General features: G+C 65.0%; 17 protein-coding genes. 2 read left to right on the top strand and 15 right to left on the bottom strand.

Annotation, left to right across the window (positions count from 1 at the left end; translation table 11 throughout):
* Nucleotides 1-169 precede the first annotated feature (169 nt).
* Nucleotides 170-1,177: a DinB family protein gene (locus tag M1P90_RS32605; protein WP_483700011.1), complete on the top strand. Its 1,008-nt coding sequence runs from the start codon at nt 170-172 to the stop codon at nt 1,175-1,177.
* A complete protein-coding gene (locus M1P90_RS32610) occupies nt 1,164-1,901 on the top strand; it encodes a hypothetical protein (RefSeq protein WP_483700012.1) in 738 nt (245 codons plus the stop codon). Before M1P90_RS32605 ends, M1P90_RS32610 begins: the two co-directional genes overlap by 14 nt.
* On the opposite strand, the gene M1P90_RS32615 is transcribed toward M1P90_RS32610, so the two are convergent.
* From M1P90_RS32615 to M1P90_RS32685, 15 genes are all read right to left on the bottom strand, one after another.
* Nucleotides 1,898-2,152, bottom strand: a complete 255-nt coding sequence (locus M1P90_RS32615; RefSeq protein ID WP_483700013.1) for a hypothetical protein — start codon at nt 2,150-2,152, stop codon at nt 1,898-1,900. The genes M1P90_RS32610 and M1P90_RS32615 overlap by 4 nt on opposite strands.
* Before the next feature lie 93 nt (nt 2,153-2,245).
* Nucleotides 2,246-3,418 (bottom strand): cell division protein FtsZ, encoded by a 1,173-nt coding sequence (gene ftsZ / locus M1P90_RS32620; protein ID WP_483700014.1) that lies wholly within the window; start codon nt 3,416-3,418, stop codon nt 2,246-2,248.
* Between the two features lie 76 nt (nt 3,419-3,494).
* On the bottom strand, nt 3,495-4,742 hold the full coding sequence (gene ftsA, locus M1P90_RS32625) for a cell division protein FtsA (RefSeq protein WP_483700015.1): 1,248 nt from the start codon (nt 4,740-4,742) through the stop codon (nt 3,495-3,497).
* A 72-nt stretch (nt 4,743-4,814) separates the two neighbouring features.
* Nucleotides 4,815-5,657: a cell division protein FtsQ/DivIB gene (locus tag M1P90_RS32630; RefSeq protein ID WP_483700016.1), complete on the bottom strand. Its 843-nt coding sequence runs from the start codon at nt 5,655-5,657 to the stop codon at nt 4,815-4,817.
* A gap of 72 nt (nt 5,658-5,729) precedes the next feature.
* Nucleotides 5,730-6,836: a D-alanine--D-alanine ligase family protein gene (locus tag M1P90_RS32635; protein WP_483700017.1), complete on the bottom strand. Its 1,107-nt coding sequence runs from the start codon at nt 6,834-6,836 to the stop codon at nt 5,730-5,732.
* A 56-nt stretch (nt 6,837-6,892) separates the two neighbouring features.
* Nucleotides 6,893-7,816, bottom strand: a complete 924-nt coding sequence (murB, locus tag M1P90_RS32640; protein ID WP_483700018.1) for a UDP-N-acetylmuramate dehydrogenase — start codon at nt 7,814-7,816, stop codon at nt 6,893-6,895.
* Nucleotides 7,817-7,822: 6 nt separating this feature from the next.
* Nucleotides 7,823-9,103, bottom strand: coding sequence for a tetratricopeptide repeat protein (locus M1P90_RS32645; RefSeq protein WP_483700019.1), 1,281 nt, complete (start codon nt 9,101-9,103; stop codon nt 7,823-7,825).
* A 72-nt stretch (nt 9,104-9,175) separates the two neighbouring features.
* The gene (gene murC / locus M1P90_RS32650; protein ID WP_483700020.1) at nt 9,176-10,576 is read right to left on the bottom strand and encodes a UDP-N-acetylmuramate--L-alanine ligase; all 1,401 of its coding nucleotides are present in this window, start codon (nt 10,574-10,576) and stop codon (nt 9,176-9,178) included.
* Between the two features lie 11 nt (nt 10,577-10,587).
* Nucleotides 10,588-11,214 (bottom strand): hypothetical protein, encoded by a 627-nt coding sequence (locus M1P90_RS32655; protein WP_483700021.1) that lies wholly within the window; start codon nt 11,212-11,214, stop codon nt 10,588-10,590.
* A gap of 116 nt (nt 11,215-11,330) precedes the next feature.
* Nucleotides 11,331-12,608 (bottom strand): putative lipid II flippase FtsW, encoded by a 1,278-nt coding sequence (gene ftsW, locus M1P90_RS32660; protein ID WP_483700023.1) that lies wholly within the window; start codon nt 12,606-12,608, stop codon nt 11,331-11,333.
* A 53-nt stretch (nt 12,609-12,661) separates the two neighbouring features.
* Nucleotides 12,662-13,531, bottom strand: a complete 870-nt coding sequence (locus tag M1P90_RS32665; RefSeq protein WP_483700024.1) for a rhomboid family intramembrane serine protease — start codon at nt 13,529-13,531, stop codon at nt 12,662-12,664.
* A 20-nt stretch (nt 13,532-13,551) separates the two neighbouring features.
* Nucleotides 13,552-14,913 carry a UDP-N-acetylmuramoyl-L-alanine--D-glutamate ligase gene (gene murD / locus M1P90_RS32670; RefSeq protein ID WP_483700026.1) on the bottom strand — a complete coding sequence of 454 codons (1,362 nt, stop codon included), beginning with the start codon at nt 14,911-14,913 and terminating at the stop codon, nt 13,552-13,554.
* 13 nt (nt 14,914-14,926) lie between these two features.
* Nucleotides 14,927-16,012 (bottom strand): phospho-N-acetylmuramoyl-pentapeptide-transferase, encoded by a 1,086-nt coding sequence (mraY, locus tag M1P90_RS32675; protein WP_483704721.1) that lies wholly within the window; start codon nt 16,010-16,012, stop codon nt 14,927-14,929.
* A gap of 74 nt (nt 16,013-16,086) precedes the next feature.
* On the bottom strand, nt 16,087-17,550 hold the full coding sequence (locus M1P90_RS32680; protein WP_483700027.1) for a UDP-N-acetylmuramoyl-tripeptide--D-alanyl-D-alanine ligase: 1,464 nt from the start codon (nt 17,548-17,550) through the stop codon (nt 16,087-16,089).
* Between the two features lie 93 nt (nt 17,551-17,643).
* Nucleotides 17,644-19,452 carry a peptidoglycan D,D-transpeptidase FtsI family protein gene (locus M1P90_RS32685; protein WP_483700028.1) on the bottom strand — a complete coding sequence of 603 codons (1,809 nt, stop codon included), beginning with the start codon at nt 19,450-19,452 and terminating at the stop codon, nt 17,644-17,646.
* Nucleotides 19,453-19,465 lie beyond the last annotated feature (13 nt).

Raw genomic sequence — 19,465 nt, forward strand, 5'->3', positions numbered from 1 at the left:
CGCATAAGCTACCAGCAAAACCGCATGGCGTCAAACGCGCAGAACGCTGGCGTGTATGCGCCGCACTTGCGAAGAATCTCCGATCACCATATAGTAGTACAAGCAACGTCGCTGCCAGGCACTGGAGCGATATGGCGTTGGTATACCTTAATGGAGGCAATTAAAAGAAATGACATCCGATCAAGCCGAGCTGCGCCGTGTGTTTACAAGCGCGAGCCTCGGGCACACGGCGTACCGCAGCTGGGCGGCTCAGGCGCGGCACGAGCGGCGCTTCAATATTGCGCGGCTGTTCGAGGCGCTGGGCGCTTCCAAGCTTGCGCGTGCCGAAAGCGTGTTCCGCCAGATGGGCGAGGCCGGCTCGACCAATGGCAACGTCGACCGGGCGCTGGCCGGGCTGGAGCCCGAGGCGATTGGTACCGGCCCGATTACCGGCACCAACCCGCTGGCGCGCGACATGCTGCTGCGGGCGCAAACTGCGCTGAAAGAAAATCGCGACCTGCGCGCCGACGAAATTGGCGACATTTTTGTCTGCTCAACATGCGGCACGCTGCGCGAGGGCCAGCTGGTGGGCGCATGCCCAAACTGCGGCACGGTTCCCGAGGCGCACCGCTCGTTCCGCGCGCTTGAGGCAATGGGCACGCTTGGCCCGCACGCGATCATGGCATCGCTGGAGCACACCGAAGAAGGCTTGCGCAAACTGCTCGACGGCATCGACGAAGATTTGCTGGCCAAGCGCCTGGCCGAGGGCAAGCCTTCGATCAAAGAGCTGGTGGGCCATCTGGTCGATATCGACGCGGTGTTCCGCGAGCGCGCATGGCTGCTGCTCGAAACCGACCGCCCCGAGCTGCCGCCCGCGCACCCGCCACGCCTCGATGCGGCGGTGGCCTACCGCAGCCAGCCGGGCGAGGCGATCCTGGGCGCATTTCACGCCACGCGCCGCCAGACGATCAACCTGCTGCGCGGCCTGACCAGCGCGGCCTGGCACCGGCCCGGCCACCACGAGCTGTATGGCGAAGTGAACCTGCTGCACCAGGGCAACTGGATGATTGCGCACGAGCGCGCCCACCTGGTTGAGCTGGCGCAGCTGCGGCACGATCTGCTGGTGCATAATGAAGCCTGCAAGGCACCCGTTGACCTGGGCGAGGCGGTGACGACCGAGAATAATGAAGGCGAGTAGGCGGCAAGCATTCGACCTTGACGAAGTCGCACCGAACCATTTTGCGATTGGCAACCCGCACATTACCAGCGCAATCAAATCGGAAGGCGTAGTGACTGGGCGCATGTTCGAGCTGACCGGCTGGCGGCGCGAAGGGCTAATCGCCCGGCTGCGCGAGCGCGGCTTTGCGGTGCGCACCATCGCCGACCGCATTGCCAAGCTGCCCGCGCCGCCCGCGCCGCTGCCAATTGGCGCGCCGGGCTGGCGCGCACAGGCAACCGCGATCGAGCAGTTCAGCCATTTCGACCTGGGCTTGCTGCGCTGGCATGCGCTCGCGCCCGAGCAGCGCGATGGTGTGTCGGGCGTGACGATCTGCGATGGCTGGGTGCTGCGGCGGCGCAAGGGGCGCAACCCGGCCACGTTCTACCTGGCGCATCGCGAGCGCGCTGGCGGGGTGGGCTTGCACCCGCTGGACGAAACGGCGGCGCTGCTTCAGGGCTATGCGCAGGCGCTGGCCTTTGATGCGCGCCCGCTGCTGGTTGGCCCGGCTGGCGCGGCCGATGGCCCGCTGCTTCTGCCCGCGCTCGAACTGCCGCCACCCTATCGCGAGGCGATCACGCTGTGTGCGAAGCAGGGCGCGGATGGCTGGCTGGTCGAGCGCGGCGGGTGGCCGCTGGCGCAGGAGCTGTTTGCCCGCCTGGGCGTGCGGCTCACGCTCGATGAGGCTGCGCGGGCGCCAGCTTAATGCTCGGTGCTGTAAAGCTTACTGCTACCAAGTGAAACGAACACTATGCTAACAAACGAAGAGGCCACCCCAATTGTCGGGGTGGCCTCTTCGTGCTGACGGCGAGTTATGATGCGATAGCGCCATGTTTGGCTGCTTAACCGCACCTGGCATTCAATTGGCGGGGCGATTTCGTCGGTATACCAGCGGCGCGGCAGCATTCCGCTACTTTGCTCAAGTTCTTCCAGAATATCGCTCGCTACGTCGATCATTCACGAGCCTCCGTAGTACAAAGCCCTAAACGTGCCGAACCGGAGACAGCCTAACGCTGTCTCCGGTTCGGTGCTGCGTATAGCAGACGGGATTTACCGGCCGCGGTTGCGGTTGCGCAAGAATGGCGGGATGTCCAGGTCGTCGCTGCTGCTGAACGTGGGCGTGGCGCGCGGCTGCTGCGGCTGCGGCGCGGGGCGCTGCGGCTGCACCGGCTGGGCAGCCGGCACCGGCACCTGCTGCTGCTGCGGCTGGGCCTGTGGCGCGCCGGCAAACGAGCGCGAGCGCTGGACATTCGGGCGCGTCGAGTCGAAGCCGGTGGCGATCAGCGTGATGCGCACCTGCCCGGCCGGGAAGTTCGGGTCGACGACCGCGCCGAACTTGATGTTCGCGTCGGGATCGACCGACTTGGCCACAATGTCGGCAGCCTCGTAGATTTCGAGAATGCCCAGGTCTTCGCCGCCGGTGACGTTGAACAGCACGCCCTTCGCCCCGTCGATCGAGACTTCCAGCAGCGGCGAAGCAATCGCCTCGTTCACGGCATCGACCATGCGCGTGTCGCCGCTGCCGTAGCCAATCGCCATCAGCGCCGAGCCGGCCTGCGCCATAATCGCCTTGACGTCGGCAAAGTCGACATTGATCATGCCGCGCTGGGTGATGACATCCGAAATACCCTGGATGCCCTGGCGCAGCACGTCGTCGGCCATGCGGAAGGCCTGCAGCATCGAAGTGTTCTTGCTGGCGGTCTGCAGCAGGCGGTCGTTCGGGATGATAATCGTGGTGTCGACCATCGGCTTGAGCTGATCGATGCCCTGCTCGGCGGTTTTGCGGCGGTGGTTGCCTTCAAAGGTGAAGGGCCGCGTGACCACGCCCACGGTCAGGATGCCCAGATCCTGCGCAATTCCCGCAATAATCGGCGCTGCGCCGGTGCCGGTGCCGCCGCCCATACCGGCGGTGATGAAGACCATGTCGCAGCCCTTCAGCGCCTCGTAAATTTCCTCGGTGGTTTCCTCGGCGGCCTTCTGGCCGATCACCGGGTTGCCGCCCGAGCCGAGGCCCTTGGTCAGTTTGTCGCCAATGCGGATGCGAATATCGGCCTGCGAGTGCATGAGCGCCTGCGCGTCGGTGTTGACGGTAATGAACTCAACGCCCTGCACGCCATCCGACACCATGCGGTCCACGGCGTTCGAGCCGCCGCCGCCAACGCCAATTACTTTAATCGTTGCGTGCGGCTCGGGCCCGAGGTTGAAGTTGCTGAAATCTGCCATGCGAAAACCTCCTGTTGTCAGTCGCCAGTCGCCAGTCGTCAGTCGGCGACAACTGCCGACCGCAACCTGCAACTGCTTATGGAAGAAATTCTTTGAGCCAGCCTTTAAAGCGTTCGTATGCCGAGCCGCCGGGTGAGCGGTCGGATGAGCCGCCGGATGGTGGGAGCATCGCCATACCGTGGCGCGAGCCCCAGCGCAGCAGGCCAATGCCGGTTGCGTAGGGCGGGGTGTCGATCGAGTCGGACAAACCGCCCAAATCGGTGGGTGTGCCAACACGCACGGGAATGCCGAGCATGTCGCGCATCAGCTCATCGAAGCGCGGCAGCTGAACCGCCCCGCCGGTGAGCACCACGCCGGCCGGCAGCAGGCCCTCGTAGCCGCTGCGCCGGATCTCGTTGTAGATTTGCTCTATCACCTCCTCTGCACGCGCTTGCAGCACTTGGTTCAGGAGCGAGCGGCTAATGTGCTGCCGCTCGCCGGGCGCAAAGCCCTCGGCTTCTATCAGGTCGGTCGCGGGGTCGGCTGCCTCGTCGGCAATTGCCGCGCCGTATTTGAGCTTGAGATATTCGGCGGTGTTGTGGGGCGTTTTCAGCACCACCACGATGTCGTTGGTGAAATGGTTGCCGCCCACCGGCACAACGCTGGTGTGCCAGATGCCGCCTTCCACAAACACGGCAATGTCGGTGGTGCCGCCGCCAATATCCACCAGCACCACGCCGCGATCCTTGTCGTCGGGTGTGAGCACCGCCTCGCCCGAGGCCAGCGTTTGCAGCACCAGGTCGTCAATTTCCACGCCCGCGCGCTGCACGCTTTTGATCAGGTTCTGGATCGCCATCACTTCGCCGGTGACGATGTGCGTTTCGACTTCCAGGCGGAAGCCGCTCATGCCGATCGGATCGCGGATGCCTTCGTGCCCATCGACGACGTAGGCGCGCGGGATGACGTGAATGATCTCGCGCTGGTTGGGCATGGCGATGGTTTGCGCATTTTCCACGGCGCGCGCCACGTCGTTGCGCGAGATCTCATGGTCGGCGCGCGATACGGCCACCACGCCGCGGCTGTTGAGCGACGAAATATGCCGGCCCGATACGCCCACAAAGGCGGTGCCGATGCGGTAGCCCGAAAGGCGCTCGGCCTTTTCGACGCTGGTGGCAATGGCGTTGACGGCGTCGTCGATATTCACCACCACGCCTTTGTCGAGCCCTTTCGAGGGCGTCAGGCCCACGCCCAGCACATTGACGCGCCCACTGTCGTGGACTTGCGCCACAATCGTGCAGACCTTGGTGGTGCCGACATCGATACCGACGATAGTGCGTTGAGCCATACTGTTCTCCAGATTGAAGATTGAAGATTCTCGATTGCAAAGACAATCTGCAATCTGCAATCCACAATTGCCTTATGGTTGTGCTGCTGGTTCGGCCGGCGTCGTGGCCGGCGCGTCATTGCGATAAAATGGTGTCGCTGGCCGCAGGTCGAGCGTGGTGAAGGCGGTGCCATCGCCAAGCAGCGTGCCAAGCACGGCCAGCTTTTCGTCGAGCCGTTCGGATGTGCCAAAGATAATCGTTCGGTTGTCGGCGGTGGTGATGAACATGCGCCGATCCTGGTTCCAGCCAATATGCGCGGGTGTCAGGCCATACTCGGCTGGCAGCCGCAGGCTCAGCAAGCGCCCAAGCGTGAGCGCATCGGCGTCGACGGTGTCGTTCGGCTGGAGCGGGCGACCGCTGCTGTCCTCGATCACCAGCGTGTTCGTGATTGGCGCGCTGGCGTCGCTGTCGAGCACGCGCCCGGCCGAATCGACCAGGTAGAGCGATGTGCCCGATTGCCAGCGCAGCTCGGGCTTGCGCTCGCGCACGGTGATGTTCAGGCGGTCAGGCAGCGTCAGGCTGGCGCTGGCATTTTCGATATAGGCGCTGGTCTTCAGCCGCGCAACGATTGCGCCCGTGTCGAGCTTCCAGATCGACTGGCCGTGCGCGCCGCTCAACTCGGCCACGGCCTCGGGGCGCATGGCTTGCGCGCCCTGCACATCAATCTGCTGCACGGTGAAGCGCGGCGCGGACGCGATATACACCAGCCCGCCAATCGCGAAAATCAGCAGCACCAGGCTTACGGCGCGGCCACTGCTGGCCCACGAGCCAACCGCACGGCGCGGGCCGGGGCGCGTTGCGCCAGTGTTGCGGGCGCGGCGGCGGGCGGCAATGCGCTCGCGGGTATTCGGCTGGTTGTAGTCGAAACGATCCATAGTTTTGTGCCAGTTTGCAGTCGGCAGTTGGCAGTTGGAACGTCGTGCATACTGCAAACTGCCTGCTGCTTGCTATTCCTCGTTGCGCTCCAGCGCCAGTTCGATCAGGCGATCCAGCAGCTGCTGGTAGGCGAGGCCGCTGGCGTCCCACATTTTGGCGTACATGCTCACCGACGTGAAGCCGGGCATGGTGTTCGCTTCGTTCAGGTAGAGCGCGCTGCTGTCCTTGTCGAGCAGGAAATCGACCCGCGCCAGGCCCGCGCCGTCAATCGCCTTGAAGGCGCGGATGGCCAGCTCGCGCACCTGCGCGACCTGCGCCGCGTCGATTGGCGCAGGAATGAGAATTTGCGACTCGCCGCCCAGGTATTTCGCTTCGTAGTCGTACCACTCGTTCGAGGGCACGACTTCGCCGGGCACGCTGGCCGCGACCTCGTCGTTGCCAAGCACGCTAATCTCGATCTCGCGGGCGTTGATACCCTGCTCAATCACGATCCGCCGGTCGTAGCGCGCCGCTTCATCCAGCCCCGCCGCGAGCGTGGCGCGGTCGGTGGCCTTGGTGATGCCAACGCTGCTGCCCATATTGGCGGGCTTGATAAACATCGGGTAGTGGAGCGCGGCTTCCACGCGCGCGGCCACCGCATCGGGCTGTTTGCGCCAGTCGGCGCGCTGCACCAGCAGCCAGGGCAGCAGCGGCAGGTCGGCGGCGGCAAAGGCGGCTTTCATCATCGCCTTGTCCATTCCCACCGCCGAGGCCAGCACGCCACAGCCGACATAGGCCACGCCGGCCAGCTCCATCAGGCCCTGAATGGTGCCATCTTCGCCCATTGGGCCGTGCAGCACCGGGAAGACCACGTCGATTGCGCCCAGCACCGAGGAACTGCTGCCCTCGGCCAGGCCACTCGCCTCCAGCGCGGTGTCGCTGCTGGCAAGCGTGCCCACGTCGGCGTCGCTGGTTTCCTGCGCGCCGCCCGGCAGCTTGAGCGGGTCGGCCGCGCCGACGAGCGCGGGCATCGCGCCCGTGCCAGCCACCCAGCGGCCATCTTTATGGATTCCGATCGGCGTCACATCGTATTTGCTCGGGTCGAGATTTTCGAGCACGGCCTGCGCCGAAACCAGCGACACCTCGTGCTCGCCCGATTGCCCGCCAAACAAAACGCCGACGCGAATTTTCTTTGCCACAGCAGACCTCACTCGTGCGTAGTACCCCTGAGCCTATCCCTGCGCTGAACGCGCCCTTACACGATTTGAACTTCCAGCGCCAGCGCGATGCCAAACTCGCGCAGCACGCGCTCGCGCGCCAGCTCGATCAGCCCTAGCACGTCGTCGCTGCTCGCGCCGCCCAGGTTGACAATATAGTTGGCGTGCTTCTGGGCGATTTCGGCCTGCCCGACGCGCGTGCCTTTCATGCCAGCGGCTTCGAGCAGCTGGCCGGCGCTGCGACCGGGCGGGTTCTTAAACACGCTGCCGCAGGACGAACCCCACGGCGTTTTGCCCTTGCGCTCGGCGGCGGTGCGCTCCATCTGCGCGGCCAGCGCCTGCCGGTCGGCCCGGCGCAGGGCGAACTCGGCGGCGAGAACAATCGGGCCGACGGATGACGAAGGACCGAGGACGAAAGAGTGCTGATCGTCGGTCGTCCGTCGTTCGTCTTTTGTCTGCTTGAGCGCGCTGGTGCGGTAGCCGTATGCGAACTGCGCAACCGGCCATTCTTCCACCGCGTCGTTCACCAGCAGCCATGCGCGCTGGAGTACACTGGCGATATCGCCGCCATAGCAGCCGGCATTCCCGAACACCGCGCCGCCAATCGTGCCGGGCAGGCCCTCGGCCCATTCCAGGCCGGCCCAGCCCTGCGCGGCCAGCCGCCGCACGGTGCCGGCCATCGGTGCGCCCGCGCCAATGAGCGCTGTCGCCGTGTCGCCGCTCGCGCCGAGCTGCAGGCTGGTGTCGCGGTAGCGGATCACCAGGCCCGCGAAACCAGCGTCGCGCACCAGCAGGTTGGTGCCGCCGCCCAGAACGAACACGGGCAGCCCCTGCTCGCGCGCCCAGGCCAGGGCGTCGCGTAGTGCGTCCGGGCTGGCAACACTGGCGAAAAAGCGCGCCGCGCCGCCGATGCGCCACGAGGTGTATTTCGCCAGCGGCTCGTTTTCGGTCATTGCGTCCATCAGCAGTTATTTCCGCGGTGTGTGGCCGCTGCGAATACGCTCGCGCAGCTCGGCCGCTTCGTCGGCGTGGTGCAGGGCTTCGCGAATCTTCAGCGCCTCGATCCAGTAGACATTCGCCTTGTCGCGGCGGCCTTCTTCCAGCGCCAGGTCGCCGCTGCGCTCCAGCGCGCGCGCCAGGCCAAGCTGGTCGTTGTCGCGGCGGGTGAGCACAATTGCGCGTGTGTAGCAGCTGCGCGCGTCGTCGTAGCGGCGCTGCGCGCGGGCGACATTGCCCAGGTGCAGCAGGGCGATGCCCTGGCCGCGTGGGTTTTGCAACTGCCCTTCCAGCGCCACGGCCTGCTCAAGCTGGGCGGCGGCTTCGGCATACTGGCCGAGCTGCTGCAAAATCATGCCGAGCACCGTGTGCGAGCGCGCCTGCCCGACAACATCGCTGATCTGCTGGCGCAGCGACAGGCTTTCCTGCGCGTCGGCCAGCGCCTCGTCGGTTTTGCCCTGCGCCAGCCGCGACAGCGCAATCTTGTCGCGCAGAATGGCCTGGCCGAGAATGCTGCCGCGCCCTTGCTCGAGGCTCAGCGAGCGCAGGTAGAACGTCATTGCTTCGCGGCTGGCCCCCAGAATGCGATAAATGTCGCCAATGCTGCTGAACACGCGCGCCAGGAGCAGGCGGCCATCGTGCTGCTCGGATTCTTCCTGCGCCAGCTGCAGCTCTTGCAGCGCTTCGAGATGCCGTCCCTGCAACTGGTGTACTTTCGCCAGGTGCAGCCGCGCCTCGGCCTCCAGCTCGCTCAGCTCGTCGCCGGTGGCGAGGCTGCGCGCCTGCTGCAACACGACCTCGGCGCTGGCAAGCTGCCCAAGCTCGCGCTGCATGCGGCCAACCGACAGGTAGGCGCGGATGGTGGCCTCGGTGTTGTTGCGCGCCTGCGCAATGCTGAGCATGCGGCGGGCGTAATCGAGCCCTTCGCGGTACTGACCGCCAAACTCAAGCACCGCCAGCGCCAGCGCGTAGGCGCGCAGATCGTAGCTGTGGCGCTGCTCGCCATCCAGCCGCTCGATCAGCGTCAGCGCCCGCTCGGCCCAGCGCCGCGCTGAGGTGAAATCGAGGCGCGTCATGCGCGCCTCGGCTATCTCTAAAATCGCTTCAACTGCTTCTGCAAACGCTCCCGCCTGTTCCCAGTGCCAGGCCAGCGCTTCACGCCAATCGGGCGGCGCTTGCGTGCTACTACTGTAGCGCGCCTGCAGCGCCTCGGCGGTGCGTCGGTGGAAGCCTGCGTTGTCTTCAGTCGTCACGGTTGGTTCTTTCTCGAATGTCGTGCTGCCCAAGCATAGCAGATGTGGTACGACGTGCCATAGCAGCGGGTTTTACTCGTGCAGTGCGGCCAGCACCTGCTCGCCGACCTTGTAGCCATCGCCCGCGCCCAGCGTGAGCACGACATCGCCCGGCTGTACGATTTCCTGCAACGCCACGGCGGCTTCTGCCGGGCTGCCGGCGGTGCGGGCGGCCGGGTGTGCCAGCCGCTGCACCAGCAACTCCGCGTCGATGCCGAGCGTGTCGGTTTCGCGGGCGGCGTAGATGTCGCCCACCAGCACCAGGTCGGCGTCGCCAAAGGCGCTGGCCCAGGCGTCCAGCAGCGCGCGTGTGCGCGAGTAGGTGTGCGGCTGGAAGTAGGCCACGATCCGCCGGTTGCCGTAGCGGCTGCGGGCCGCCGCCAGCGTTGCGCGAACCTCGCTCGGGTGGTGCGCGTAGTCGTCCACCACTGTCACGCCGCCGGCTTCGCCCTTCAGCTCGAAGCGCCGCCGCGTGCCGCGATAGGTTGCCAGCGCCGCAAGCGCCTGCGCGGGCGCGACATCTGCGGCAAGCAGGGCGGCCAGCGCGCCAAGCGCGTTGCGCACATTATGCGCGCCACTGAGCTGGATGCGGGCCGGCCCCAGGCTGCGCGTCGAAAGCGTGCGGCGGTCGTAGTGCCATACGTCGAAGCTGGTGCCACTGGCGTCGGCGCGCACATTCGCGGCCATCCAGTCGAGCAGCGTGCGCCGGCACGACACCGGGTCGCGCCACACGTCGTCGTCGATCCCATACTGCTGGGCTGCGGGCAAGGCCAGCGCGCGCTGCGTGCCCGCGTCGTCGCCGCACACAATCAGGTTTTCGGGCTGCGCCACCGCGCCGGCAAAGGTGCGAAACGCCGCGTCGTAGTCGGCTTCTGTCGCATAAATATCGACGTGATCAAGCTCGATATTTGTGATCACCGCGATCTGCGGCGCAAGCGCCAGAAAAGTGCGGTCGTACTCGTCGGCCTCGATCACCAGCGGCGCGGTTGGGTCGCCCCAGCGCGCATTGCTCGGCAGGTCGGGTGCTTCGCCGCCAAGCAGGAAGCCCGGGTCGCGGCCGGCCTGCATCAGCGCCAGCGCAATCATGGCCGTGGTGGTGGTTTTGCCGTGCGTGCCCGCCACCGCAATAATCGCCCGCTCGGCCGACCACTGCCGCCACAGGTCGGCGCGCTTGAGCACCGGGATGCCCGCCGCCCGCGCTGCCTGCACCTCGGGGTGATCGGGCCGCGCCGCCGACGTAATCACCAGCGCGTCGGCCCCGGCGATATGCGCAGCCGCGTGCCCTTGCACAATGTGCGCGCCACGGGCGGCCAGCGCGCTCGTCAGGGCGTTCTGCTGCAAATCCGAGCCACTGACCGCGTGGCCCTGGTCGAGCAGCACATTCGCGATTGCGCTCATTCCCGCGCCCGCAATGCCGACGATATGGTAGTGCATACCAGTGGTCGCTACTTCCACACGCGGTTGAACCGCAGCAGAATAATCACGATCAGCAAAATAACAAATGCGCCGATCATGGATGGGATGACTGCGGCGTAGTTCGGCAGGCTCGTCAGCGCGCTGGAAATCAGGCCGCCGCGATTGAGTGTTTCCGGCGCGTCGGCCCAGAACGCCGATGCCGCGCTGATGCCCAGCACGCCGACATACAGGCCGGCCAGCAGGCCCAGCAGACGCATGTTCTGCGCTTTGTCGTTGGGCTTGAGCGGCGGGCCTTCCCACGGCCAGGCGTTCGCAATGCCCACGGCCAGCAGCGCAATAAACACAAGAATGCGCAGCAGCAGCGGAGCCTGGAAGTTATCGGGAATCAGCGGGTTGAGCGGCTCGACGGTGTTAAAGTCGCGGCCGAGGGCAAAGGCGATCAGCTTCGGAAAGTTCGTGTAGAACCGATTGATCAGGCCCACAACGAAATTTCCGCCCTGGACAGTCAGCAGGTAGCCAATTGTGATGAAGATTGCGATGCTAAGCATGTAGCGGAAGCCTTTGCGCCAGCCCAGGGCCGCCAATCCGATCAAGATGGCGTAGGTGACGATGGAGCTTCCCAGGTTGATGATGATTAAACCGTTGTCTGTAGTCATGCTGGGCTTCTCCTGGTTGCCAAATCAAATCGCACCTCGGCCGAACGTTGCACGGTGCCCGACTGGTGCAGCTTTGCTCGTCCAACGATGTCCACACTCTTCTTTGCCAGGTTCCGTCAGCGGACTCGGCGCGGGCTGCGGCGCGCTGTGCCAATCGTGCCGCGTGTTCCTCGCCGTTGTTTGCCCAGGCTGCCCAGGCCCGGCCGCCACCACTCGGCCAGGCGCGCGCGCAGCGCAATAGGCGGTCGTCGGAGCAGGCGCGGCGCTTGTTCGATCTGGTCGCGCGGGCGCTCGACCTGATGCCGCGAGATGCTCAGGAGTATTCCTGCCGCTACCATACACATAATCAGCGACGAGCTGCCGTAGCTGATGAACGGAAGCGTCAGGCCGGTAAAGGGCAGCAGTGTCGTCACCACTGCCATGTTGATCAGCGCCTGAAAGACCAGCCAGGCCGTGATGCCCGTGGCCAGCAGCGCCGCGAAAGGGTCGGGCGCGCGCCCGGCGATGCGCAGCCCGCGGTACGCAATCACCAGAAAGCAGCCGACCACGAATAAAGTCCCCAGAAGCCCGAACTCTTCGCCAATGACGGCGAAGATGGCGTCGGTATGCGCTTGCGAGAGCCAGAGAAACTTCTGCCGGCCTTGCCCGAGCCCGACGCCGAAGAGGCCGCCGCTGCCGAGGGCGTAGAGCCCGTGAACCGGCTGCCAGCCTGCCCCCTTATAATCGGCGAAGGGGTCGAGCCAGGCGGCGATGCGCCCAACCCGGTAAGGCGCGATTTTAATCATTGCCCAGAAGGCCCCGCCCGACACCACGCCCGCCCCGGCGATATGCAGCAGGTTCGCGCCGGCGGTGAAGTAGACGATCCCGGCGATGACGATCATCACAATCGTTGTTCCCAGGTCGCCTTCCAGCATCACCAGTCCGCAGACGATACCAAGCATTACTGCGAAGGGGATGAGCCCGTAGCTGACGTTATCGAGCTTTTCGCCGCGCCGCGAGAGCCAGTCGGCGAAGTAGATGATCATCGCGAGCTTGGCGAACTCCGATGGCTGCATACTGAAAAAGCCGATGCGGATCCAGCTCTTTGCTCCATTCACGACTGTCAGGTCGGAAGGGAGCACCAGCACCACCAGCAGCAGGAGCAGCGCCGCGCCGATCAGGTGAACCGAGTAGGTACGCCAGAAGCGGTAGTCGATACGCTGCGCGACCAGCAGGCCAACCGTGCCGAGGATCAGGCCCACCAGCTGGCGGATGGTGTAGTAGAGCTGGTTTTCGTGCTGGATGAAGGCGTCGACAAACGACGCGCTGTACACCATCACGATCCCCAGCGGCACCAGAATGCCGACCGCAGTCAGCAACTGGTAATCGGGTTTGCGGGTAGAAGTGTCGAGCATAGGTCCATCAGCAGTCAGCAGCCAGCAGCCAGCAGCCGCGCTGCATCTGCTGCCTACTGGATAGGCGGTTGAATGGTTAGGATCAGGAACACCAGAAGCGCCAGCACCGCCAGCGCGCCGGCCCAGCCGCCCGGCAGGTTGCGCCGTGTGATCTGCGGTGGGTACAGCCGCTGGTCGATTTCCAGGCGCGGGGCCAGCAGCCAGCCCACCAGCGCGCCGCCGATCAGGCCGCCAATATGGGCGAAGTTGTCGATCCGCCCACCGGAGCTAAACCCGATGAACATGTTGATCATAATCACGGTGATCAGGCTGCCAAGCTGCTGGCGCGAAACCTCGCCCAGCACCCGGCGCGCAAGGTAGAAAAACGCGGCCAGCGCGCCCACTAGCCCGAAAATCGCGCCCGACGCGCCCACTGCCGGGTCGGGCGAGAACATGTACGATGCCACGCCGCCGGCCAGCCCAGCCAGGAAGTACAGCGCCAGAAAGCGCCCGGTGCCATAGATCCGTTCGGCCTGCGGCCCCAGCGCGTACAGCGCCCAGGCATTAAAGCCGATATGAAAGATCCCAACGTGCAGGAACATCGACGTAAGAAATCGATAGTACTCGCCGCTGCGAATTGCCGCGTTATCCTTTTGCCCAAGCAGAAGCAGGAAATCATTCACCGGGATACCGTTGAACCGCACTCCAAGGATTTGCAAAACCGTTGGAATCACAAAAATCCCGATGTTGAGTGCCAGAAGCACCCAGAATATGCGCGCCTGGCCAAACGGCAGCTGGAGCCGGAAGGTTTGTTGCTGCGGTATTGGCTGCGCTTCGCCCACCTCGGGCGTGGCCAGGTCGGCGCTGCGCCGCTGCCCGAACTCGCTGCCGAGGTCGTCGAGCCGCGGGCGCAGGTCGTTGTTGTCGTTGGGTGGTTGTGTCATGTGTGTATTCTGTGCGGCGGTTACAGGGCGTGAACGATGCGCCGGAATTCCTCGCCGCGATGAAATTCGTTCCGAAACATCCCAAAGCTGGCGCAACCCGGCGCCAGGAGCACCACATCACCCGGTTCGGCAAGCTCGCGCGCGGCAGCAATTGCCGCGCCAAAATCGCTGAAAGGCCCGCGCACTGGCGGAACCGCCTGTTGGGCCAGCGCCGCCTGGAGCTTGGGTGTTGCGCTGCCGTCGAGCAGCACTACGGCTTTGGCGCGCTCGGCGATGGCGGCGGCAAAGCCCGCAAAGGGCAGGTTTTTGTCGGCCCCGCCCGCGATCAGCACAATCGGCGCGTTGAAGCTGTGCAGCGCGGCAATGGCGGCATCGGGCGCGGTGGCGGCGGTGTCGTTGATGTAGCGCGCGCCATCGACTTCGCGCACAAATTCGAGCCGGTGTTCGACGCCGCCAAAGGCGCGGGTTGCAGCGCGAATGTGCTCGGGCGCGATGCCAAAGGCGCGGGCCAGCCCGGCGGCGGCGGCAACGTTCGCCAGGTTGTGATCGCCGGCCAGCGGGATGTCGGCGCGCGCGAGCAGCAGCTCGTTTCCCTGCCACACGCCATCGTCATCGAACCAGGTGCCCGGCCCGTCGGCCTCGGCGCGGCGGCCAAACCAGGCCACCCGGCCCGGCGCGGCGGCGGCCCAGCCCGACACAATCGGGTCGTCGTGGTTTAGCGCCACGGTGTCGCTGGCCGCCTGCCAGCGGAAGATCGTTTGCTTGGCCGCGCCATAGGCCTCCATCGAGCCATAGCGGTCGAGATGGTCGGGCGAAAGGTTGGTCACGGCGGCGAAGCGCGGGCTGAGCTGCACCTCGTCGAGCCCTTCGAGCTGCCAGCTCGACAGTTCCAGCACCACCGGCGTATTCGGCCCAATGCGGTCGAGCTGCTCCAGCGCCGAGATGCGCAGGTTGCCCGCCACCACGGTGTCGGGGTGTTGCGCGCCCACCATTGCCGCCAGCAGCAGCGTGGTGGTGGTTTTGCCCTTGGTGCCGGTGACGCCCAGAATTGGGCCGGGGCACAGCCGGAAAAACAGCGTCATCTCCATCTCGATGCTCGCGCCGGCCGCGCGGGCGATCTGGAGAAAACGTGATTCGCGCGGAACGCCGGGGTTGCGAACAACGAGGTCGGTGGAGCGGAAATCGGCCTCATCGTGGCGGCCGAGAACAAAGCGGATGGGGTAGCCAGCCAGGGCGTCGAGCGATGATTGGAGCAGCTCGGGCCCGCGAAGGTCGGTGACGGTGACGTGGGCGCCGTGGTCGGCGAGAAAGCGTGCGACGCCGAGACCGCCGCCGTGAACGCCCAGGCCCATCACGAGTGCGCGTTTGCCACGTAGGTTCATGATGTTGTTCGGATCATTGCCCGCTCGATTGCACTGATTGAACCTGCACGTTCGCCGGCTGGTTCTGGAGTTTTGCGCTCTGGTCGGCATCGCGCAGCGTCAGCGCCAGCGAGATGCCAATCAGGGCCGCGACCATGCCCACCAGCACGAAGCGCTGCATCACCTGCGTCTCGCTCCATCCCACCAGCTCGAAGTGGTTGTGCAGCGGCGACATTTTGAAGAAGCGCCGGCCTTCGCCAAAGCGGCGTCGTGTCCATTTGAAATAGCTCACCTGGATCATCACCGAGATCGCTTCAGCCACAAACACCGCGCCGACGATTGGCAGCAAGAGCCATTGCTGCGATTGCAGCGCGATGACCGCCAGCACCGCCCCGAGCGCGAGCGACCCCAGATCGCCCATAAAGACTTGCGCCGGGTGGGCGTTGAACCACAGAAAGGCCGCGCACGCCCCGACCATGGTGAAGTTAAACGCCATCAGGTTTATGAACTTCTGGTCGAGGAAGGTGATCACGCCGTAGGCCGCAAAGGCAATCGTCAGGTTCCAGCCGGCCAGGCTATCGAGCCCGTCGGTCAGGTTTACCGCGTGGCTGGTGCCAATGATGATAAACGTCGCCAGCGGGATGTACCACAGGCCAATATCCCACTGCCCAACAAACGGGATGATTACCGGGCCTTTGAACTCGGCCTTTTGCAGACCGAAGGGAGCTGGCAGGTAGAGCACCAGGCTGGCCCCCAGCGCGATGATAATCGTCAGAATGAGCTTGCGGCGCGGCGTAAAGCCGTAGGTGCGCGAGCGCGTGCCCACCAGCGACATATAGTCGTCGATGCCTCCCAGCACTGCAAAGCCTGCCAGCACGGCCAGCGGCAAGAGCATCGACCAGCGATCGACCAGGTTAAAGAAGATCGTGAGGAAGATCACCGGCAGCAGGATGATGATCCCACCCATGGTTGGCGTGCCGGTTTTGATCACATGGCTTTGCGGGCCTTCGGCGCGAATCTGCTTGCCAATGCGTTTTTCGCGCAGAAAGCGCACCCAGTAGCCGCCCGTGGCCAGCGTCAGCGCGAAGGCCGCCGCTGCCAGCAGCAGCGCGCGCGACATATTGTCCACCAGCACTGCGCGTAATGCACTTCCCACGATAGGTTCTCCTCAGGATGATGCAGCCGCCCGCGCCCTTATGAGGCTACCGGGCGAGGCTGCTGAAGCGCCGTCACGATCGCTTCCATGGCGACCCCGCGCGAGCCTTTGACCAGCACGTAATCGCCAGTTTGGAGCGAACCGCTCAGCGCCGCAATGGCGTCGTAGTTATGCGCAACATGGGTGATTGCAGCGGTGTCCATTCCGGCGGCGCGCGCTTCGTCGGCGATCCATTCGGCGCGTGTGCCGACGGTCACAAGCTGGTCGGCCACTTCGGCGGCGCGGCGGCCCACCTGGCGGTGCGCTTCTTCTTCGACCGAACCAAGCTCCAGCATGTCGCCCAGCACCGCGATTTTGCGGCCATCCAGGTCGGCCAGCAGGTTCAGCGCGGCCAGCGACGATGCCGGCGACGCATTGTACGAGTCGTCAATAATGGTTGAGCCGCCCAGGCCCGGCACCGCCAGCAATCGCAACTGCGCGCTTTCGTCGCGCAAGCCATCGACAATTGCGTCCCACCCCAAGCCCAGGATCAGGCCGGTGGCGGTAGCCGCCAGCGCGGTATGGACGCTGTGCCGGCCAAGCAGCGGCAGGTTCAGGGTCACGCTTTCGCCGGCGTGGTGAGCGCGAAACGAGATGCCAGCCAGCCCGCGCCCCTCGATCGCGTCGGCCCACAGGTCGGCGGCCGGGTCGAGCCCGTAGAAGAAGGGCTTGGCGGCCGTGACCTCGGCCATGCGGCGCACGCGCGGGTCGTCGATATTCAGGATGGCGTGGCCATTGGCGGGCAGCGCGCGCACAAGCTCGCTTTTGGTGCGTTCCACCGCGTCGATGCTGCCCATGCGCTCCATATGCGATGGGCCGACATTCGTCACAATGCCGATGTGTGGCCGGGCGAGCTGCGCCAGAAGCGCAATATCGCCCGGCACATAGGCGCCCATCTCCAGCACGGCCACTTCGTGTTCGTGGCCGAGCTGGAGCAGGGTTAAGGGCAATGTGGACTCGTTGTTATAGCTTCTTGGATTTTTTAAGGTGCGATACCGCCGCTGCAGCACCGCTGCCGCCACTTCCTTGGTTGAGGTTTTGCCCACACTGCCGGTGATACCAATCACCATTGGCGCGAACTGGCCCCAGTGGAAGGCCGCCAGCCGGTGGAGCGCCGCCAGCGGTTCATCAACCGCTATCAGCAGCACTGCGCCGGGCGCTGCATTCTCGAGCCCCGCCCCGGTGGGTTCAACCACCGCGAAGGGTTTGCCCGGCTGCAGCGTTCCGGCCCGCTCGCGCCGCACCAGCGCCGCAGTGGCGCCACGCGCGACGGCGTCGGCCAGGAAATCGTGCCCGTCCACCCGCTCGCCGCTCAGCGCGACGAAGAGGGAGCCGGGAGTTGCCAGCCGCGAGTCGATGACCGCCTCGTCGAAGGCAACCTGCCCGAAAGGCGCTGGCACTGTGGGCGACATGCGCCCAGTTTCCAGCTGCACTCCGGCCAGCACTTCGTCCAATCTCAACACCGCGAAATCCTCCAGAATAAGCCCGATTTCGGCGGCATTGTAGCATAGATTATCTGGATCAGTTACAGATGCGCGCCCGGCGCACCTGCGGGCCTAGTGCGCGGCAATCGCCACGCCTGGCACCTGGTCGGGGCCGACGAAGTTCGGGTCGGGCGCGATGCGTTCGTAGCGCATCAGCTGCTCGACGATTTTGCGATACACCGGCAATGCGGTGTTCACGCCGAACGGGTCGTCCTTCGGATAATCAATTTTCACCAGGATGGCGTAGCGCGCGTTGTCGATCGGGGCCAGCCCGGCCACCGAGCCAATCGTGCCTTCGCTGTAGCCGCCATGCCCGTCGGGAATTTGCGAGGTGCCGGTTTTTGCGCCAACTGCGTAGCCCGGCACCAGCCAGAGCGTGTCGGGCTTGGCTGGGTTGACGTAACCATTGCCCGATTTCACAATCATGCCGCGAATGGTTTGCGCCACCTCCGGCGACACCGGCTGGCCCTGCGGCTGGGGCTGCGTGGTGGCGCAGTTGTCGGCGTGGCAGACCTTTTCGACCACGTAGGGCCGCATCATCTGCCCGTCGTTGCCAAGCGCCGCGACCATGCGCACCTGCTGCAGCGGCGTCACCAGAATGGCCTGCCCGAAGGCGTTGGTGTCGAGGTCGAGCGGGCTCCAGCTTTCGGCGGTCGGGTCTTTCACAATCCCTTCGGCCTCGCCCGCCAGATCGATGCCGGTGGCCTTGCCGTAGCCAAAGGCCTGCACCATCGCATAGAACTTGTCTTTGCCGGTCATTTCGTTGAACTGCAGCGCCGCGACATTGCTGGAGTAGTAGAGCATATCAGCGGGCGTGATCGCGCCGTGCCCGCCGCCGTTCCAGTTCTTGAGCGACCAGCCGTAGCGGTCGATCGCGCCGCCATCTTCCACCGTAGTGTCGGTGGTGAAGGCGTGCGCCTGCAAGCCCGCCGCAACCGTCACCAGCTTGAAGGTCGAGCCCGGCTCGTAGCCCTTGCTGATTGCAGGGTTCAGGTTGTACATCTCGGGGTCGTAGTCGTAGTAGCGGTTCGGGTCGAAGGTCGGGTAGCTTGCCATTGCGCGAATCGCGCCGGTTTTTGGCTCGATGACAATGACGGTGCCGCCGTCGGCCTGGTGCGCGTCAACCGCGTTCTTCAGCTCAACTTCGGCCAGGTGCTGAATGAGCGGATCGAGCGTGAGCTGCAGATCGGCGCCATCGCTGGCGGGCTTGCTCTGCTGCGGCGCGATCCAGATCGGCTGCGACTGGGCATCCACCTCGGCGGTGATCATGCCGGTGCTGCCGATCAGGTCGTTGTTGTAGAAACCCTCGATGCCGCTAATGCCCACACCGTTGAGGTTCACCGCGCCAATCGTCTGGGCGGCGAAGCTTTGCTGCGGGTAGACGCGGCGCGGCTCGTAGACAATGCTGAAACCCGGCTCGTTTTCGAGAATTTTCGAAACCTGCTCGGCAATCTCGGGGTCGAGCCAGCGCTTGAGCGGCATCCACATGCTGTCGGGGTCTTGCATGGCGGCGAGCAGATCGGGGGCGGGCTTGCCCAGCAGGCCGGCCAGCATTAGCGCCAGGCGCGGGGCTTTTTCCTTGTCGATCTCGGGCGGCACGGCAAACAGGCTTTCGCGGTCCACGTCGAGCGCCACAACGTTGCCGGCACGGTCGCGAATGGTGCCGCGGCGCGGATTGAGCGTGATCTGCTGCTTGATTTCGCTGTGCGCCATTTCCGAAAGTTTGGCGCTCTGCACCACCTGCAAATTGCCGAGCCGCAGCGTCACAATCACAAAAGCCAGCGCGCTTGCCAGCAGCACGGTGTTGATCCGCCAGCGCGAAATAGCGACCGGCCGGGTCGTTTTTTTCGGGGTTTTCAGTTGTTGGCTGCGTACTGCCATAGCGGTTAGCGAT

The organism is Kouleothrix sp. 19917 (assembly GCF_057073505.1).

What these genes read in the sequence shown, in the direction of transcription:
- M1P90_RS32665 (WP_483700024.1), bottom strand. Translation starts at nt 13,531, where the DNA reads ATGACACAACCACCCAACGACAACAACGACCTGCGCCCGCGGCTCGAC.
- mraY (WP_483704721.1), bottom strand. Translation starts at nt 16,012, where the DNA reads ATGTCGCGCGCGCTGCTGCTGGCAGCGGCGGCCTTCGCGCTGACGCTG.
- ftsW (WP_483700023.1), bottom strand. Translation starts at nt 12,608, where the DNA reads ATGCTCGACACTTCTACCCGCAAACCCGATTACCAGTTGCTGACTGCG.
- M1P90_RS32655 (WP_483700021.1), bottom strand. Translation starts at nt 11,214, where the DNA reads ATGACTACAGACAACGGTTTAATCATCATCAACCTGGGAAGCTCCATC.
- ftsA (WP_483700015.1), bottom strand. Translation starts at nt 4,742, where the DNA reads ATGGCTCAACGCACTATCGTCGGTATCGATGTCGGCACCACCAAGGTC.
- ftsZ (WP_483700014.1), bottom strand. Translation starts at nt 3,418, where the DNA reads ATGGCAGATTTCAGCAACTTCAACCTCGGGCCCGAGCCGCACGCAACG.
- M1P90_RS32685 (WP_483700028.1), bottom strand. Translation starts at nt 19,452, where the DNA reads ATGGCAGTACGCAGCCAACAACTGAAAACCCCGAAAAAAACGACCCGG.
- M1P90_RS32615 (WP_483700013.1), bottom strand. Translation starts at nt 2,152, where the DNA reads ATGATCGACGTAGCGAGCGATATTCTGGAAGAACTTGAGCAAAGTAGC.
- M1P90_RS32605 (WP_483700011.1), top strand. Translation starts at nt 170, where the DNA reads ATGACATCCGATCAAGCCGAGCTGCGCCGTGTGTTTACAAGCGCGAGC.
- M1P90_RS32630 (WP_483700016.1), bottom strand. Translation starts at nt 5,657, where the DNA reads ATGGATCGTTTCGACTACAACCAGCCGAATACCCGCGAGCGCATTGCC.
- murB (WP_483700018.1), bottom strand. Translation starts at nt 7,816, where the DNA reads ATGGACGCAATGACCGAAAACGAGCCGCTGGCGAAATACACCTCGTGG.
- murC (WP_483700020.1), bottom strand. Translation starts at nt 10,576, where the DNA reads ATGCACTACCATATCGTCGGCATTGCGGGCGCGGGAATGAGCGCAATC.
- M1P90_RS32610 (WP_483700012.1), top strand. Translation starts at nt 1,164, where the DNA reads ATGAAGGCGAGTAGGCGGCAAGCATTCGACCTTGACGAAGTCGCACCG.
- murD (WP_483700026.1), bottom strand. Translation starts at nt 14,913, where the DNA reads ATGAACCTACGTGGCAAACGCGCACTCGTGATGGGCCTGGGCGTTCAC.